Annotated in this window: 15 protein-coding genes and 1 pseudogene; 9 read left to right on the top strand and 7 right to left on the bottom strand. The window is 61.7% G+C overall.

The features are described from left to right. Window positions 1-125: 125 nt before the first annotated feature. The 4 genes and pseudogenes from QQK16_RS04145 (at window position 126) to QQK16_RS04130 (ending at window position 4,709) form a co-directional block, all read left to right on the top strand. A complete protein-coding gene (locus QQK16_RS04145; RefSeq protein WP_284195161.1) occupies window positions 126-1,355 on the top strand; it encodes a winged helix-turn-helix domain-containing protein in 1,230 nt (409 codons plus the stop codon). A 101-nt stretch (window positions 1,356-1,456) separates the two neighbouring features. Beyond that, window positions 1,457-2,251: a MipA/OmpV family protein gene (locus tag QQK16_RS04140; protein WP_284195160.1), complete on the top strand. Its 795-nt coding sequence runs from the start codon at window positions 1,457-1,459 to the stop codon at window positions 2,249-2,251. A gap of 53 nt (window positions 2,252-2,304) precedes the next feature. Next, window positions 2,305-3,624 (top strand): annotated as a pseudogene (gene glnT / locus QQK16_RS04135) (type III glutamate--ammonia ligase); the annotation flags it as partial. Between the two features lie 83 nt (window positions 3,625-3,707). Next, window positions 3,708-4,709, top strand: a complete 1,002-nt coding sequence (locus QQK16_RS04130; RefSeq protein ID WP_284195158.1) for a lipin/Ned1/Smp2 family protein — start codon at window positions 3,708-3,710, stop codon at window positions 4,707-4,709. 28 nt (window positions 4,710-4,737) lie between these two features. On the opposite strand, the gene QQK16_RS04125 is transcribed toward QQK16_RS04130, so the two are convergent. After that, window positions 4,738-6,948, bottom strand: a complete 2,211-nt coding sequence (locus QQK16_RS04125; protein WP_284195157.1) for an OsmC domain/YcaO domain-containing protein — start codon at window positions 6,946-6,948, stop codon at window positions 4,738-4,740. 721 nt (window positions 6,949-7,669) lie between these two features. On the opposite strand from QQK16_RS04125, the gene QQK16_RS04120 reads away from it, so the two are divergent. Next, window positions 7,670-8,647, top strand: coding sequence for a lipin/Ned1/Smp2 family protein (locus QQK16_RS04120; RefSeq protein ID WP_284195156.1), 978 nt, complete (start codon window positions 7,670-7,672; stop codon window positions 8,645-8,647). A gap of 168 nt (window positions 8,648-8,815) precedes the next feature. On the opposite strand, the gene QQK16_RS04115 is transcribed toward QQK16_RS04120, so the two are convergent. Then, window positions 8,816-9,253: a MarR family winged helix-turn-helix transcriptional regulator gene (locus QQK16_RS04115; RefSeq protein WP_284195155.1), complete on the bottom strand. Its 438-nt coding sequence runs from the start codon at window positions 9,251-9,253 to the stop codon at window positions 8,816-8,818. A gap of 130 nt (window positions 9,254-9,383) precedes the next feature. Then, window positions 9,384-9,809: an organic hydroperoxide resistance protein gene (locus QQK16_RS04110; protein ID WP_284195154.1), complete on the bottom strand. Its 426-nt coding sequence runs from the start codon at window positions 9,807-9,809 to the stop codon at window positions 9,384-9,386. Window positions 9,810-10,089: 280 nt separating this feature from the next. Between QQK16_RS04110 and QQK16_RS04105 the strand changes: the two genes are divergently transcribed. The 4 genes from QQK16_RS04105 (at window position 10,090) to QQK16_RS04090 (ending at window position 13,580) form a co-directional block, all read left to right on the top strand. Beyond that, window positions 10,090-10,497 carry a glycine zipper domain-containing protein gene (locus QQK16_RS04105; protein WP_284195153.1) on the top strand — a complete coding sequence of 136 codons (408 nt, stop codon included), beginning with the start codon at window positions 10,090-10,092 and terminating at the stop codon, window positions 10,495-10,497. Between the two features lie 143 nt (window positions 10,498-10,640). Then, window positions 10,641-11,378: a pseudouridine synthase gene (locus QQK16_RS04100; protein ID WP_284195152.1), complete on the top strand. Its 738-nt coding sequence runs from the start codon at window positions 10,641-10,643 to the stop codon at window positions 11,376-11,378. Window positions 11,379-11,470: 92 nt separating this feature from the next. Then, window positions 11,471-11,854: a DUF6394 family protein gene (locus QQK16_RS04095; protein ID WP_284195151.1), complete on the top strand. Its 384-nt coding sequence runs from the start codon at window positions 11,471-11,473 to the stop codon at window positions 11,852-11,854. Between the two features lie 4 nt (window positions 11,855-11,858). Next, window positions 11,859-13,580, top strand: a complete 1,722-nt coding sequence (locus QQK16_RS04090; RefSeq protein ID WP_284195150.1) for a potassium channel family protein — start codon at window positions 11,859-11,861, stop codon at window positions 13,578-13,580. On the opposite strand, the gene QQK16_RS04085 is transcribed toward QQK16_RS04090, so the two are convergent. The 4 genes from QQK16_RS04085 to QQK16_RS04070 are packed head-to-tail and all read right to left on the bottom strand — an operon-like array spanning window position 13,577 to window position 15,405. Continuing rightward, on the bottom strand, window positions 13,577-13,999 hold the full coding sequence (locus QQK16_RS04085) for a hypothetical protein (protein ID WP_284195149.1): 423 nt from the start codon (window positions 13,997-13,999) through the stop codon (window positions 13,577-13,579). The two genes, QQK16_RS04090 and QQK16_RS04085, sit on opposite strands and share 4 nt — an antisense overlap. Further along, entirely contained in the window at window positions 13,956-14,189 is a 234-nt protein-coding gene (locus QQK16_RS04080; RefSeq protein ID WP_284195148.1) for an RNA-binding S4 domain-containing protein, read from the bottom strand. Before QQK16_RS04080 ends, QQK16_RS04085 begins: the two co-directional genes overlap by 44 nt. Next, on the bottom strand, window positions 14,186-14,512 hold the full coding sequence (locus QQK16_RS04075) for a tetratricopeptide repeat protein (protein WP_284195147.1): 327 nt from the start codon (window positions 14,510-14,512) through the stop codon (window positions 14,186-14,188). The genes QQK16_RS04080 and QQK16_RS04075 overlap by 4 nt, the downstream gene beginning before the upstream one ends. Continuing rightward, a complete protein-coding gene (locus QQK16_RS04070; protein WP_284195146.1) occupies window positions 14,509-15,405 on the bottom strand; it encodes a patatin-like phospholipase family protein in 897 nt (298 codons plus the stop codon). The genes QQK16_RS04075 and QQK16_RS04070 overlap by 4 nt, the downstream gene beginning before the upstream one ends. Window positions 15,406-15,427 lie beyond the last annotated feature (22 nt).

The following is a 15,427-nucleotide window of genomic DNA, read 5'->3' as shown; positions in this document are numbered from 1 at the left end:
CTGCGCCCACCTGCGCCAGGGATGTGATGCAAGTTCAGGCTGGGCGAACGGATGCGAGCTGCTTGGCAACAGCTGGGTACTCCAGCATATTGCGGGCTGGTCATCTACCTGCTCCTCAGAAATTCATGAGCCTGAATCTTTCCCTCACGGCTGCCCGCAACCTGCATCTGGCAGCACAGGGCCTGCTAACGCCCAATCGGCGCAAGGCCAGCAAGGCGGATGTGCTGGCGGCCATCCAGCGCATGGCGTTGCTGCAGATTGATACCATCAATGTGGTGGCCCGCAGCCCCTATCTGGTGCTGTTCAGCCGGCTGGGGCAGTACGATCCGGCCTGGCTGGAGCAACTGCTGGCCGAAGGCCGACTGTACGAATACTGGGCGCATGAAGCCTGCTTCGTGCCGACCGAGGATTACGGTCTGCTGCGCCACCGCATGCTGGATCCGGCCGGCATGGGCTGGAAATTCTCGGTGCGCTGGATGGAGACCCACAAGGCCGAGATTGAAGCCTTGCTGGCGCATATTGCGGCACAGGGGCCGGTGCGCTCGGCTGATTTCGAACGCAAGGGGGGCGGCAAGGGTACGGGCTGGTGGGATTGGAAGCCGGAAAAGCGCCATCTCGAGGTGTTGTTCACTGCGGGCCGCTTGATGGTGGCAGAGCGGCGCAATTTCCAGCGGGTCTACGACCTGGCCGAACGGGTGCTGCCCGATTGGGACGACGCCCGCGACCTGCCCACGCCGGAGGTGGCACAGGCGCGCATGGTAAGCCGCAGCTGCCAGGCATTGGGTGTGGTCAAAGCCGGTTGGGTGGCCGATTACTACCGCTTGAAGCGCGGCAAATACGAGCAGGCCCTGCATGGCCTGGCCGACGCAGGGGAGCTGATTCCGGTGCGCTTGGAGGACAGCCGGCACGATGCCTATGTGCACCATAGCCTTGCCCACCTGCTGGACGATGCCCTTGCCGGGCGCTTGCAATCCACGGTTACCACGCTGCTGTCGCCGTTCGACCCGGTGGTATGGGATCGCAAGCGTGCTTCAGAGTTGTTCGATTTCGACTACCGCATCGAGTGCTATACGCCGGCGGCCAAGCGCAAGTACGGCTATTTCGTGTTGCCCCTGCTCAGCCGGGGGCGGCTGGTGGGTCGTATAGATGCCAAGGCCCATCGCAAGGACGGGGTGTTCGAGGTCAAGGCCTTGTTCATCGAACCTGGTCTGCGTATCAGCCAGCGCCTGCTGGGCGATATCGGTACGGCCTTGCAGCGATGCGCCACCTGGCACGGTACACCCCGGGTACAGGTACAGGATGCGCCCCTGGGCTTGGCAGAAGCATTGGGGGCCTTTATGGATACTCATCACTGATGGTGGACGCTTCACTGGCGCTCCCTGGCTGTATCCACACCGACCAACCTCACAGAAGTTTGAGTTATTGGCTTGTTATGCCCAACACCGAGTACACCACCATGAAACGTATTTACACAGGCCTGTCGGCCGCACTGCTGTCCATGGCCACCCAGGCCGGTACACTGGAGTTGGGTGTCGGTGCCAGCGCCATCAGTCTGCCGGACTACCGTGGTAGCGATGAGCAACGTGCCTATCTGCTGCCGGTTCCCTATATCAGCTACCGCAGTGAGCATCTGGAAGTGTCACGCACCGGTCTGCGCGGCAAGCTGGCGCTGAGCGAGCGGGCCGAGCTGGATCTCAGCTTCGGCGCTACGCCACCGGTGCGGGCTGGTCGCAACCAGGCTCGCCTGGGTATGCCGGAGCTGGATCCAATGCTGGAGGTTGGCCCGTCGCTGCGCTATCGACTTAGCGCCACGGATGCGGCTGTCCGCACCGAGTTGGTACTGCCGGTCAGAGCGGTCATCGGCTTTGACGACTGGCGTACCCGCCATCGCGGCAATTTGTTCAACCCCCGCCTGGCGGCCGACTGGAAGCTGGGGCAGGGAGACGAAGCCTGGAAGCTGGGCGGCTCCCTCGGTGTGCTGGTGGGTGACCGCGATCTGCACCAGTATGTTTACGGGGTTGCACCGCAGTATGTTCGCCCGGGCCGCGCCGCTTATGATGCGCGCGGTGGCTACGGCGGTACGCAGCTGACCTTCAGTGCCAGCCGTGACCTGGGTGATTATTGGCTGGGGGCCTTTCTGCGCACCGATCACCTGGCCGGCGCCCGGTTTGCCGATAGCCCGCTGGTGCGCCAGGAGAACAATGTGAGTGCGGGGATCACCTTGGTCTGGCGTTTCTATCGCCGCGACTGAGTCGGTGCCGACTGCTGCACTGCACATTTGCAAGCGGACGGTGGCCGGTTAGGATGCAGGATTCCAACCCGCACGAGCAGCACATGGCCAAGGACGAAAGCAAGCAGGCCGCATTGGCCCAGGCGCAGCAGTGGCTGCAGCAGCACCAGGTGAAATACCTGTTGGCGCAGTTTGTGGATATCCACGGCGCGGCCAAGACCAAGGTGGTTCCCGCCCGCCATCTGGACATGATCACCCACACCGGCGCCGGCTTCTCTGGCTATGCCATATGGGGAACAGGCATCGCCCGCAACGGCGGTGACTACTACGCCCGGGCCGATCTCGATACCTTGGCGCTGGTGCCCTGGCAGCCCGGTTATGCCCGGGTGGTAGGGGACGGCCATGTGCACGGCCAGCCGCATCCCCTGTGTTCGCGGGTGCTGCTCAAGCAACAGCTGGCCAGGCTGGCGGTACGTGGCTGGACACTCAACACTGGGCTGGAGCCGGAGTTCATCCTGCTGCGCCGGACTGCTGATGGCGACTACCGGCCGGCCGACGAGCTCGATGTGCTGGACAAGGCCAGCTATGACTACAAGGGCCTGTCGCGCGAGGCCAACCGGGTGTTCCTCGAACGGGTGACTGAGGCCATGGCAGCCGTTGGCGCTGACGTCTACCAGATAGACCACGAGGATGCGCCGGGGCAGTACGAAATCAACTACGTCTATTCGGACGCGCTGACCAGCGCCGATCGCTATATCTACTTCAAGATGGCAGCCAGCCATGCGGCTGAGCAGTTGGGCATGCTGTGCAGCTTCATGCCCAAGCCGTTTGCCGACAGGGCCGGCTCAGGCCTGCATTTCCATCTTTCGATCGCTGATGCGACGGGCCGCAATCTGTTCGAGGATGCGAGCGATCCGCAGGGGTATGGCCTAAGCTCACTGGGCTATCACTTCCTGGCCGGCATATTGCAACATGCTCCGGCGCTCACCGCCATTTGTGCGCCCACGGTCAACAGCTACAAGCGGCTGGTGGTTGGCAATTCGCTGTCCGGCGCCACCTGGGCGCCAGCCTATGTGGCCTACGGCGACAATCGCACCGTGCTGGCGCGCTGCCCGGGGGGGCGCATAGAGTGGCGCCTGGCCGATGCAGGCGCCAACCCCTATCTGGTGACGGCTGCCCTGATTGCTGCCGGGCTGGACGGTATCAGTCGCCAGCTGCAGCCGGGCCGCAAGGTGGACGACGATCTGTATGAATACGATGAGGGCCAGCTTGAGCGTGCTGGCATACGCCCGGTGCCGCAGAATCTGGGCGAGGCAGTCGCCGCCCTGGAGGCTGACCAGGTCATGCTGGAGGCGCTGGGGGCCGATTTTGTTGCCGAGTTCGCCAGGATCAAGCGCATGGAGTGGGTGGAGTATTCCCGCCATGTATCGGACTGGGAACGCAAGCGCTATGCCGATTTCTTTTGAGGTTAGTCCCTATGCGGTATAGCAAGTGCGGCCGACAGGCTGGCGGGGCAGCGCTGACATTGGCGTGGCTGCTGGTAACGAGCATGGCCGCCCAGGCCGCCTGCCCCGATTACGATGGTCTGGCGGCTGCACCAGCGGCGCCGCTGCCCGCCAAGCAGAGTTTCCGCCATGTGCGCAGCAGCGTGCTGGCCAGCGTGTATCGTCCCTGGCATATGGTGCACGACAGCCTGGTGGCGCAGGGCCAAGCGGCTACTGTGGTAGCCAAGTTCGACTACGACGCTGCGCTGCACAAGGATCTTGAGGACGAGCGCGTGCACGTCTACCTCTACGGCAGCGGCATGGCCAGCTGGGAGTATCTGGGCAGCTGGCTGACGGACGACGATGGCAAGATATCGATCGGTCTGAATGCCCGCCCGGTGGGGGAATACCGCTTACGCATGGTGGTGGAGGGCGATGGCTCGGCGGCGGAGGGCAACCTCAGCGTGGTGGAGCCAGGGCGCGATGCGGTGCTGTTCGATGTGGATGGCACTTTGACACTGAGCGACTTCGAGGCCTATGCAGATTATGCTGGCCTGGCCATGGCCGAGGCCTATGCGCATTCACCCCAGACCGTGCAGGCCTACCGGCAGAAGGGCTACCAGATCATCTATCTGACAGCACGCCCCTATTGGGTGACGCCCAAGGCCCGTAGCTGGTTTGCCAGCCACGGTCTGCTCGACGGACACTACCGCAGCAATGTCTACAGCAGTGGCCCCATCCCACCCAATACCGAGCAGCATAAGGCCGACTATGTACGCTACCTGCGCGAGACGGTGGGGTTGAACATAGTGCGAGCCTACGGCAATGCGCTGACCGATATTGCCGCCTATGCCAGCGCCGGGCTGCCCAAGGCTGAAACCTGGATCATAGGCCCGCACGCAGGCAAGGAGCAGACCCGCGTGGTGGGCAAGGACTACCGGGCACACTACCGCACGGTGGTGGCGGCGACACCGCTGGCAGCCTGCAAGCGGTGAAGCGCGACCTTACGTTTATCGTGCGCGATTAAGCCTGGCCGGACTTTGTTGCCACCTTGGCACGTGCCGTGTGCAGTTTCTTGTAGCTGTCGAGCAGGCGCTGGTGGCGGTCCAAGCCCTCCAGTTGCAGGCTCGTCGGCGTCAGGCCGTAGAAGCGTACGCTGCCGTCCACTGAGCCCAGCGCCGCGTCCATGCGCGCCGCGCCAAACATGCGGCGGAAATTGACCACGTAGTCGTCCAGTTCCAGTTCATCGTCCAGCAGCACTTCCAGCACGACATTGAGGGCCTGGTAGAACAGACCGCGCTCAACCGTGTTGTCGTTGTATTGCAGGAAGGCGCCCACCAGTTCCTGTGCCTCCTCAAACTGCTGCAAGGCGAGATGAATCAGCAGCTTCAACTCCAGCACAGTCAACTGGCCCCAGGCCGTATTCTCGTCGAACTCGATGCCGATCAAGGTGGCGATATCGCCGTACTCATCCAGCTCGTTGTTTTCCAGGCGCTCCAGCAGGTCGGCCAGACTGGCATCGTCCAACTTATGCAGGTTCAGTACATCGGCGCGGAACAGCAGCGCCTTGTTGGTGTTGTCCCACACCAGGTCCTCTACCGGAAAAACTTCCGAATAGCCCGGCACCAGGATGCGGCAGGCTGTCGCACCCAGATGCTCGTACACTGCCATGTACACTTCCTGGTCCATGTCTTCGAGTATGCCGAACAAGGTCGCGGCTTCCTCGGCATTGGAATCGTCCCCCTGGCCGGAGAAATCCCACTCCACAAAGGCGTAATCTGCCTTGGCACTGAAAAAGCGCCAGGACACCACGCCACTGGAATCAATGAAGTGTTCCACAAAGTTGTTTGGCTCTGTCACCGCCTGGCTTTCGAAGGTGGGCTGAGGCAAGTCGTTCAGGCCTTCAAAGCTGCGCCCCTGCAGCAGTTCCGTCAGGCTGCGCTCCAGCGCCACCTCCAGGCTGGGGTGCGCGCCGAACGAGGCAAACACACCACCGGTACGCGGGTTCATCAAGGTGACGCACATCACGGGATACACCCCGCCCAGCGAGGCATCCTTCACCAACACCGGAAAACCCTGCTCTTCCAGGCCCTGTATGCCGGCCACGATGCCGGGGTACTTTGCCAGCACGTCTTGCGGCACATCGGGCAGTGCGATTTCGCCTTCCAGAATTTCGCGTTTGACTGCCCGTTCAAAGATTTCCGACAGGCACTGTACCTGCGCTTCGGCGAGGGTATTGCCAGCGCTCATACCATTGCTGCCGTACAGGTTCTCCACCAGATTGGAGGGGAAGTACACCACTTCGCCATCCGACTGCCGCACAAAGGGCAGGGAGCAGATACCGCGTTGCATATTGCCGGAGTTGGTGTCGTACAGATGGGTGCCAAGTAGCTCGCCATCGGGGTTGTAGACCGCCAGGCAGTGCTCATCGAGGATTTCAGCCGGTATTGCATCGTCAGGGCCCGGCTTGAACCAGCGCTCGTTCGGGTAGTGCACGAAGGGGGCGTTGGCGATGTCCTGGCCCAGAAAGCTACTGGCATAGAAATGATTGCAGTTCAGCCGCTCGATGAACTCGCCCAGCGCCGATGCCAGTGCACTGTCCTTGGTTGCGCCCTTGCCATTGGTAAAGCACATCGGCGAGTGTGCGTCGCGTATATGAAGTGACCAGACGCCGGGAACGATATTGCGCCAGGAAGCGATTTCAATTTTCATGCCCAGGTCGGCCAGAATGCCCGACATATTTGCAATGGTCTGTTCCAGCGGCAGATCCTTGCCCGCGATATACGTGCGCGCCTCGGACGCCGAATTGGGCATCAACAGCGCCTGGGCATTGGCATCGAGATTGTCCACCTCTTCAATCACGAACTCGGGCCCGGCCTGCACGACTTTTTTCACCGTGCAGCGTTCGATAGACCGCAAGATACCCTGGCGGTCTTTGGCGGAGATATCTTCCGGTAACTCGACCTGTATCTTGAAAATCTGCTGGTAGCGATTCTCCGGATCAACAATGTTGTTTTGTGACAGGCGGATATTTTCGGTAGAAATATTGCGTGTGACGCAATACAACTTGACGAAGTAAGCGGCGCACAGAGCCGAAGAGGCCAGGAAGTAGTCGAACGGGCCTGGCGCCGAGCCATCGCCCTTGTAGCGGATGGGCTGATCGGCCACTACCGTGAAATCATCGAATTTGGCTTCAAGGCGAAGCTTGTCGAGAAAGTTGACCTTAATTTCCATGAGAGAACTCCAAAATTGCGCCCCAAAGCCCCACTGCTACTGCATGCCCACGACAGCGACTGGATGCTGATGGGCATTGCGCGCATTTCATGGAGGCCAGATGCCCCCAAAGGCCGAGTGACGGGGGAGAGCCTGTTGTGAACTTGATTCGTTGCAAAGACGAAGCCCATGCAGGTGAAGACTGGCTTCAGTGAGCCGCCCTCTCGAAGGGCGGGAACTTGATCAAGGGAGAGCCCGCTGATCCAGGCTCCGCTGATATCCAGCGCCGGTGTCTTCCTGATGCCTGCTCAGTCTGTCACTACCCCTCCATGGCTTGAGTCCATGGCCGGTACTGGACATTCGATATGCGTAAGAAGCTGGGGGCAAAACTAGCCCGTATTTTTTCATGGTACTGTGATTCGGCGTGGATTGCACTTTCGGCATCACCCGATGGCGGGGCCAGAGTGGGCATGCAGTGTGGTTTTTGGGCACAGCCAGCAGCCGCACTTTGCGTGCCTTACGGCGTTGCGGATAGCGAAATTCTCCTTGTATATCAACGGTATGTGGCGTGACGGTTTTTCGCTTACACCTGGTGCGGCCTGGAGGTCGCAATTTCTGGGCGTCGCGTTTTCTGGCTGTCTGCATTCAAGCGCTTGCTTTCATGCTCGCGTCATCTATCTTCTCCACACTCACCTGCTTCACCGCAAGGGTGAGACATTCAAATACAAACGGAGACACATCGATGACACGCCGCATATCGCTGGCCGTAGCACTGGCCCTGATGGGTAGCCTCACCGCCCAGGCCGCCTGCCCCGACTACACGACACCGCAGCAGGCGCCTGCCGCGCCCAAGCCGGCCAAGAAGAGCTTCCGCCATCTGGGTAGCAAGATACTGTCGGGACTTTACCAGCCCTGGCACATGGTGCATGACACGCTGGTGGCACAAGGCCAGTCAGCCACCCTGGTGGGCAAGTTCGATTACGATGCCGTACTGCACAAGGATCTGGAAGACGAGCGCGTGCATGTCTACCTCTACGGTACCGGCATGGCGGCCTGGGAATACCTGGGTAGCCAGATGACCAATAGCGACGGCAAGATCTTCGTTACCCTGGGCCCCCGTCCGGCCGGTGAATACAAGGTACGCATGGTGGTGGAGGGCGATGGTTCTGCCGTGGAAGGCTACCTGAGCGTGGTCGAGCCTGGCCGCGACACCGTGCTGTTCGATATCGACGGCACCCTCACCATCAACGATTTCGAGGCCTATGCCGACTACGCCGGGCTGAAGACCGCCGCTGCCTATTACTACGCCCCCGAGACCGTGCGGGCCTACCAGCAGAAAGGCTACCAGATCATCTATCTGACCGCCCGGCCCTACTGGGTGACGCGCGATGCCCGAGAATGGTTTGGCAAGCAAAACCTGCTGGGCTGGCACTATCGCAGCAATCCCTATGGCGACGGCCCCATCCCGCCCAATACTGAGGAACACAAGACCAACTATGTGCGCTACCTGCGCGAGACAGTCGGCCTCAACATCGTCCGCGCCTATGGCAATGCCACCACCGATATTGCGGCTTATGCCAACGGCGGTATAGCCAAGGCCGAAACCTGGATCATAGGCCAGCATGCCGGCAAGGAGGGCACCCGCAGCGTTGGCGCGGACTACAGCTATCACTACAGCAGCGTGGTGGCGGCAACGCCGCCGGCGGCCTGCAGGCGCTAGGCTGGCGGGGTGACGCACTGGAGCAGGTCCGCTTGGCAGGCCTGCTCCGGTGGTTGTTGCTACATCGTCTACCTGCCCACGTTTGCATGCGCGTGCATGGGGGATATCACGCTAATTGCAAACTGCTGGGTTGCTGTCCCCGCTATCTTCGATGGCGCTAGCTATCGCTTATGGCTCTGCCTGCACCAGCAGCCTGTCCAGCAGGGCGTTGATCTGCTGCGCTTCGTCCAGGCTCAGCCCGGTGGCGGCCAGCAGGGCAGGGGGGACGCTTTCAGCTCGTTGCCGAAGATCCTGGCCGGCAGGAGTCAGCATGATGCGGACCTCGCGTTCATTCTCAGCCCGCCGCTCGCGGCGTATCAGCCCCCCTTGCTCCAACCGCTTAAGCAGAGGGGTGAGGGTGCCAGAGTCCAGCAGCAAACGCTGGCCCAGTGCCTTGACCGTCAGATCATCACGCTCCCATAGCACCAGCATGGCTAGGTACTGCGGATAGGTCAGCCCCAGCTCGGCCAGCAGCGGCTGGTAGCAGCGGGTGACGGTGCGGGAGGCGGCATAAAGGCGGAAGCAGAGCTGGGCATCCAGCCTGAGCCAGTCGGGTTGCGCTGTCATGGTGTGTACTCGTTGGCAATGGCGGTAGGCCGGCGTGATGCCGGCCTAAGCAGATTGCTTGTGATTCTATCGCCTTGGCGCTCGGCCGGGCCGCCCAATCCATGGCGGTGTCCGGCCGGGCATTGGGGCATCAGGCTACCGTGATCTGCACATCCACATTGCCACGGGTGGCATGTGAGTAGGGGCAGATGTCGCGGTGTGCAATCTCGGCCAGCTCGGTGGCCACGGCACGATCAAGGCCGGGCAGCGATACGGTCAAGGCGGCAGTGATGCCAAAGCCGCCGGCGGCGCGAGGGCCGACGCCAACCTGGGCCGTTACCGAGGCCTGCTCGATCTTGATGCCTTTTTGGCGAGCCACGAAGCGGACGGCACCTTCGAAGCAAGCCGCATAGCCGGCAGCAAACAGTTGCTCGGGATTGGTGGCTGCGCCGCCGGGGCCGCCCATTTCACGGGGCAGGGCCAGCTTGGCCTGCAGTACGCCGTCGGACGATTCGATCTGGCCTTCACGGCCGCCGGTGGCAGTGGCTTGGGCGGTATAGAGCACTTGTACGGACATGGTGTTTTCCTTGCTGGGTTGTCGGTGGCACTGGGTGCCGCTTGGTGAGACGAAATATAGCTAGCAATTAAATTGCACACAATTTAATTGTAACTATCGTTCCGATAGCCATGGGGTAAAGCCTGTCTTGTGACCATGGCGCAAAAGAGGGCGCATCGCGCTTGCCTGGCGCGTGCACAGTGAAAACTGCCAAACAGTACGTTCAGGAAGGATTCAGCGCCGCGGCAGCAAACTGCGCTTCACAGGCAGCCACTGCGGCTGCATCAACGGAGGCAAGATCATGTTCAAACCGATTTCCATCCTGATACTGGCAGTGGCTTTGAGTGGCACGGCTGCGCTGGCTGACAACTCTTCCCGCGTGATCGTCGGCGGTGCTCTGGGCGGTGCAGCCGGGTCGGCCATCGGTTACGAGCTGGATGGCCGCAACGGCGCCATCGTAGGCGCTGCGCTGGGAGGTGCCGTAGGGGCTGCAGTAGCACACCGCTCAGACCGCCGCGAAGTGGTGGTACATCGTACTGAGTACCGCAATGTCTACCCGGTCCGCTACTACGACGAGCCACGCGTGGTGTACCGCCCCGTGCAGCAGGTGGTTTACGTGCCGGTAGAGCGGCACCGTGGCCATGGCAAGCATTGGAAGCACCATCGCCGGCACGGCCACGGCCACCATCACGGCCACCACGGTCGTTGAGCCAGACCGATTAAGCTGAGTTTGTCTTCTTCCAGCGCCTAAACTCGGGCGGCGCCACAAGGACACAAACATCAGCAGAGCCCGGTATCATTCGGGCTCGGCCCCGCCGCTTGCGGCGGGGCTTCTTTGTTTCTGGTCCCGCCATGCCCGTATCGAATCGCCCCCAACCGCTGGAACGCATCCTGCAATCGCAAGGCTTTGGTAGCCGTAAGACGGCCCGTGCCCTGGTGCAGGCTGGCCGCGTGGCCGTCAACGGCCAGCCCTGCCACCAGCACGATGCCAGCTTTGCTACTGAAGGCCTGCTGCTGACGGTGGACGAGCAGCCCTGGCCCTATCGTGAACGGCTCTACCTGGCGCTGTACAAGCCGGCCAACTTCGAGTGCTCGCGCACGCCGCAGCACCATGCCTCGGTGTTCAGCTTGCTGCCCGAGCATTTTATTGTGCGAGGGGTGCAGCCCATAGGCCGGCTGGATGCCGACACCACAGGCCTGCTGCTGCTGACCGATGACGGCCCCTACAATCATGCACTGGCCTCGCCCAGGCGGCACGTACCCAAGACCTACCGGGTCAGCCTCAAGCATGCGGCCGATACCTCGCTGGTGGCGGCCTTGCTGGCCGGCGTGCAGCTGCATGACGAGCCTGCCCCACTGGCCGCCCGTGCCTGCAGCCTGCTGGATGAACACCAGTTGTTGCTGACTTTGGACCAGGGCAAATACCATCAGGTCAAGCGCATGGTGGCGGCCGCCGGCAACCGGGTGGTGGCCCTGCACCGCGTCGCCATGGGGGGCTTGCGGCTTGATGCGCCGCCCTTGCAACAACTTGCCGAGGGTGAATGGTGTGAACTGGATGCTGACGGCCTGGCCTTGATCCAGTCGTACTAGCGGGGCGGGCTGGACGCCGCTGCAGATTCCGCGCGGTTTGCCGGGGCAGACTCTACAATCCAGTTCGATATTGTTACACGAGCGCCATCCCCATGAATCTGGAAAAAGTCATTTTCGGTTTCTTCATCGTTTTTGCCTTGACCCTGAACTTCGGTTTTTTCGTGGGCGAGATCGATGTACCGCACCAGCATGATGTGTTCGAGCTGTTTGCCGCCATTGTGGTCAACCTGATCGCCACTGTGCTCAAGTTCGGTGACCGCACTCAGGTTGGGGCGGTGCACCTGGCTACCAGCCTAGTGGCAGACTTGCAGCTGATCGCAGCTGCCTGTATCTGGGGCTATGCCGTGTATGTCTCCGGCCATGGCATGACACCAGGGGTCATGTCCAGCGTGGTTTCCTTCTCGGGCGGTGCACTGATGGCCAACCTGGTATCGGTGGTGTTGCTGATAGGTGAAACCCTGCAACTGCGGCGCTAGCGGGATGCCGAATATCTTCTTCCTGGTATTGCGGCGCATGCGGGCGCCGTTGATCACCCTTATCCTGATCTACGCGATTTCGGTATTGGGCCTGGTGTTGATACCGGGCGAGGATGGCAATGGTCAGCCTTACAGCATGGATTTCTTTCATGCCTTTTATTTCATCAGCTATACCGCCACCACCATCGGCTTTGGCGAGGTGCCCTATCCTTTTACCTACCTGCAGCGTATGTGGGTGGTGGTCTGCATCTACCTGAGCGTGATCGGCTGGGCTTATGGCCTGGGTACCCTGTTTTCCATACTGCAGGACAAACGCTTCCAGCAGGCGGTGCTGCTGGCGCGATTCAGCGGCGCTGTTCGGCGGCTGGGCGAACCCTTCTATATTGTTTGCGGCTACGGCCAGACCGGCCGGCGGCTGTGCCAGGTGCTGGAAGAGCGGGGTATCCGCTTTGTGGTGCTGGAACCGCGTGAAGAGCGGGTGACTGATGTGATGCTGGCCGACTATCGCTTTGACGTGCCGGCTTACTCTGGCGATGCCGGCAACCCACAGATGCTGCAGACGGCCGGCATACTGAACCCCAACTGCAAGGGCGTGCTGGCGCTGACGGGAGACGAGGAGGTCAACCTGGCCATTGCCATCGCCGCCTACGTGCTCAGGCCACAGCTATTGTCGGTATGCCGGGCCAAGAGCCAGGCGGTGGCCGAGAATATGGCCAGCTTTGGTGCCAACCATGTGGTCAATATGTTCGAGGCGGTGGGCCGGCGCTTTCGTATGGCGCTGCATGCGCCCCAGGCCAGCCGCCTATGGAGCGTGCTGTCGGCCTTCGCTGGCGACCCGCTGCCGCCCTTGAGCCAACCGCCCCGCGGCCATTGGGTTGTGGTGGGCTACGGCCGCATGGGCCATGCCATCCGTGCAGCGTTGCTGGCAGAGGGGTCCAGCGTCACGGTGATCGATCTGAGCATCCCGGCCGATCTGCAGGCTGGGGAGTATGTAGTGGGCCTGGGCGTGGATGCCCATACCCTGACCCAGGCAGGGCTGGAACAAGCGGTGGGTGTGGTGGCCTGCACTGATCACGACGCTAACAACCTCTCTGCTGTCGCCACCGCCAGGCAGATACGACCCTCGTTGTTTGTCGTGGCGCGCCAGAACGCCTCATCCAACCGGGTGTTGTTCGAGGCATTCAAGCCCGATGCCACGGCGGTGCGCAGCGAAGTGGTAGCGCAGGAATGCCTGCGCGCCATGGTGTCGCCCACCTTGGCGCGCTTTCTGGAGCTGATCCAGACCCGCAGCGAAGTCTGGGCGAGTGCCGTGCTACGCGAGATGGAGGCGCTGTGCGGTGATCGGGTGCCGGAGAGCTGGGTGCTGACCTTGAACGGGCAAAACCAGGCGGCTTGCTACGCGCTGCTGCTCAACCCGCAGCCCAGGCTGGTGTTGCGGCATCTGCTGCTGGATCCGCAGGAGCCCACCTTGCAATTGCCCTGCCTGCCCTTGTTGCTGATACAGGGCGGCGAGGAAATCCTGCTGCCGCCGCCCGAGACTCCGCTGATGTTCGATGCGCGCATCCTGTTCATAGGTCGGGGCGAGGCCCATCGGGCGCAGGAGGCTGTGATCAACCAGTACCGGCTGATCGATTACGTCCGTACCGGTAAGGTGCAGCCGCAGAGTTGGCTGTTTCGCTGGTGGGCGGCACGCCGTAGCCAGACCATGGCAAATGGCGACGATTAATCCTCGGCCAGGCGACCGCGTTGTTGGAATGCCTGTAAAGCTGCCTGAGCACAGGTAATCAGCCTTGCCCATTCAGGCAGCGCAATGGCTGCTTGCTGGTCGATAATATTGCGCGGTGTGACCTTGCAGAAATCCTCGATCGCCCTATGGGTTTGTTGGAGCAGTGCCCATTCTTCGGGCGTATAGCAAGAGATGTCGACTGCATCCTGCCAGAGGGTTTCATCAACCCAGTCACCCCAGATATTGATCAGGCAGTTGATATCAAAACCTGGCGGGCTATTGGGGTAGCAGCACCAAAGTTCGAGACACTCCAATTGGCGATTGCGTACCCGAGCAGCTATCAGGTCATGGTCAACAGCCTGGGTGTACGTCATGTCAACCGGGTTGATTGGGATTGGCCACAACCTGTATCTCTTCATCGAACACCTTGACCACGCTGCCAGCATAGACCTTGCGGGTCTTGCGGAACTCGATCTCGCCATCCACCTCGACCAGGCCTTCGGCCACGATCATCTTGGCCTGCCCGCCCGAATCAGCAATGGCCAGGAATTTGAGCAGGTTATGCAGTTCGATGTACTCGCCCTTGAGCTCGACAGTGTGCTGGTTCATGGTTGTGATCCTTGTTGCGCCTTGCGTAATCGTTTGGCAAAGACAGTCATCTCGCGGGCGGCCTGCATATCGCCGCGGGCGGTGGCCGTCGCTATGCCCTGTTCATAGGTCGCCAGTGCCTCCTGGGGCTGGCCGGCCTGCTCCAGTGCCTTGCCCAGGCCCTTGTAGGCGGCGGAGTAGGCCGGGTCGTGCACCAAGGCGTCTCGATAGTAGCTGGCCGCCTGTGCGGCCTGCCCTGCCTTGAGGTATTCGTTGCCCAGCGAAAAGCGCAGCAGGGCGCCATCGCGGGGGCCGTCCAGCAGTTTTTCCAGCTGGGCGATCATTTTTGTGCCGCCTGCCAGCGGGCAATGGCCGCCCTGATGGCGGGCAGGGCGGCCTGGGCTGCCCGCTCGCCCTCCAGTATGGCGTTGTGCTTCTGCTCGAAATCAGCCGAGCCTATGCTGCCTACCCTGGGCCGTATCACCACATCGGCCCGGGCCAGCTCCTGTTCGCCCAGTTTCTGACCCATGATGATGATGGTCTGGTTCAGGATGGCGAGCATGCCTTCATTGGTCTTGCCGTAATCCGCCTTGGTGGAGATATCCACTGCGATGACGATATCCGCCCCCAGCTCGCGGGCAGTATCCACCGGCACCGGGCTCACCAGGCCACCGTCCACAAAGCGCTTGCCGTTGACCAGTGTAGGCTGGAACACCCCAGGGATGCTGCACGATGCCCGCACTGCCTGCCCGGTATTGCCGCGCTTGAAGGCGACCCGGCGACCGGTATCGAGCTCGGTGGCGACTGCCGCAAAGGGCTTGACCATTTTGTCCAGGGTGCGGTTCTTCACCAGCTCGTTGACATACTCCTGCAGCTTCTCACCCTTGACCAGGCCACCGGAGCCCAGCGTCAGGTCGCGCACGCGGGCTTCGTCCAGGGCGAATGATTGCTCCTGCAGGCTGAAACCATTCATCCCGCTGGCGTAGAGCGCTCCCACCACGCTACCGGCGCTGGTGCCGGATACGACGGCGGGTGTCAGGCCTTGCCCTTCCAGTGTCTTGATCACGCCGATATGGGCAAAGCCCTTGGCGGCACCGCCACCGAGCGCAATACCGATGCGCGGTAGCTTGAGTGGCTTGGGGGGCACGGGCGCCGCCACGGCCGGTGGCGTGTCGGGCGTGGTGGTACAGGCAGCCAGGAGCAGGGGCAGGGCGAGCAGCAATGAGCGGCGTTGCATGAGATACCGGGATAGTGGGACG

Source organism: Chitinimonas prasina, from assembly GCF_030160395.1.
Taxonomy (GTDB): Bacteria; Pseudomonadota; Gammaproteobacteria; order Burkholderiales; family Chitinimonadaceae; genus Chitinimonas; species Chitinimonas prasina.
Note: the sequence above shows the minus strand (reverse complement) of the source record. Positions and strands in the feature narration are given on the sequence as shown.

What these genes read in the sequence shown, in the direction of transcription:
- QQK16_RS04115 (WP_284195155.1), bottom strand. Translation starts at nt 9,253, where the DNA reads ATGACAGCGCAACCCGACTGGCTCAGGCTGGATGCCCAGCTCTGCTTC.
- QQK16_RS04120 (WP_284195156.1), top strand. Translation starts at nt 7,670, where the DNA reads ATGACACGCCGCATATCGCTGGCCGTAGCACTGGCCCTGATGGGTAGC.
- QQK16_RS04125 (WP_284195157.1), bottom strand. Translation starts at nt 6,948, where the DNA reads ATGGAAATTAAGGTCAACTTTCTCGACAAGCTTCGCCTTGAAGCCAAA.
- QQK16_RS04100 (WP_284195152.1), top strand. Translation starts at nt 10,641, where the DNA reads ATGCCCGTATCGAATCGCCCCCAACCGCTGGAACGCATCCTGCAATCG.
- QQK16_RS04070 (WP_284195146.1), bottom strand. Translation starts at nt 15,405, where the DNA reads ATGCAACGCCGCTCATTGCTGCTCGCCCTGCCCCTGCTCCTGGCTGCC.
- QQK16_RS04130 (WP_284195158.1), top strand. Translation starts at nt 3,708, where the DNA reads ATGCGGTATAGCAAGTGCGGCCGACAGGCTGGCGGGGCAGCGCTGACA.
- QQK16_RS04090 (WP_284195150.1), top strand. Translation starts at nt 11,859, where the DNA reads ATGCCGAATATCTTCTTCCTGGTATTGCGGCGCATGCGGGCGCCGTTG.
- QQK16_RS04080 (WP_284195148.1), bottom strand. Translation starts at nt 14,189, where the DNA reads ATGAACCAGCACACTGTCGAGCTCAAGGGCGAGTACATCGAACTGCAT.
- QQK16_RS04075 (WP_284195147.1), bottom strand. Translation starts at nt 14,512, where the DNA reads ATGATCGCCCAGCTGGAAAAACTGCTGGACGGCCCCCGCGATGGCGCC.
- QQK16_RS04095 (WP_284195151.1), top strand. Translation starts at nt 11,471, where the DNA reads ATGAATCTGGAAAAAGTCATTTTCGGTTTCTTCATCGTTTTTGCCTTG.
- QQK16_RS04110 (WP_284195154.1), bottom strand. Translation starts at nt 9,809, where the DNA reads ATGTCCGTACAAGTGCTCTATACCGCCCAAGCCACTGCCACCGGCGGC.
- QQK16_RS04145 (WP_284195161.1), top strand. Translation starts at nt 126, where the DNA reads ATGAGCCTGAATCTTTCCCTCACGGCTGCCCGCAACCTGCATCTGGCA.
- QQK16_RS04140 (WP_284195160.1), top strand. Translation starts at nt 1,457, where the DNA reads ATGAAACGTATTTACACAGGCCTGTCGGCCGCACTGCTGTCCATGGCC.
- QQK16_RS04105 (WP_284195153.1), top strand. Translation starts at nt 10,090, where the DNA reads ATGTTCAAACCGATTTCCATCCTGATACTGGCAGTGGCTTTGAGTGGC.
- QQK16_RS04085 (WP_284195149.1), bottom strand. Translation starts at nt 13,999, where the DNA reads ATGAAGAGATACAGGTTGTGGCCAATCCCAATCAACCCGGTTGACATG.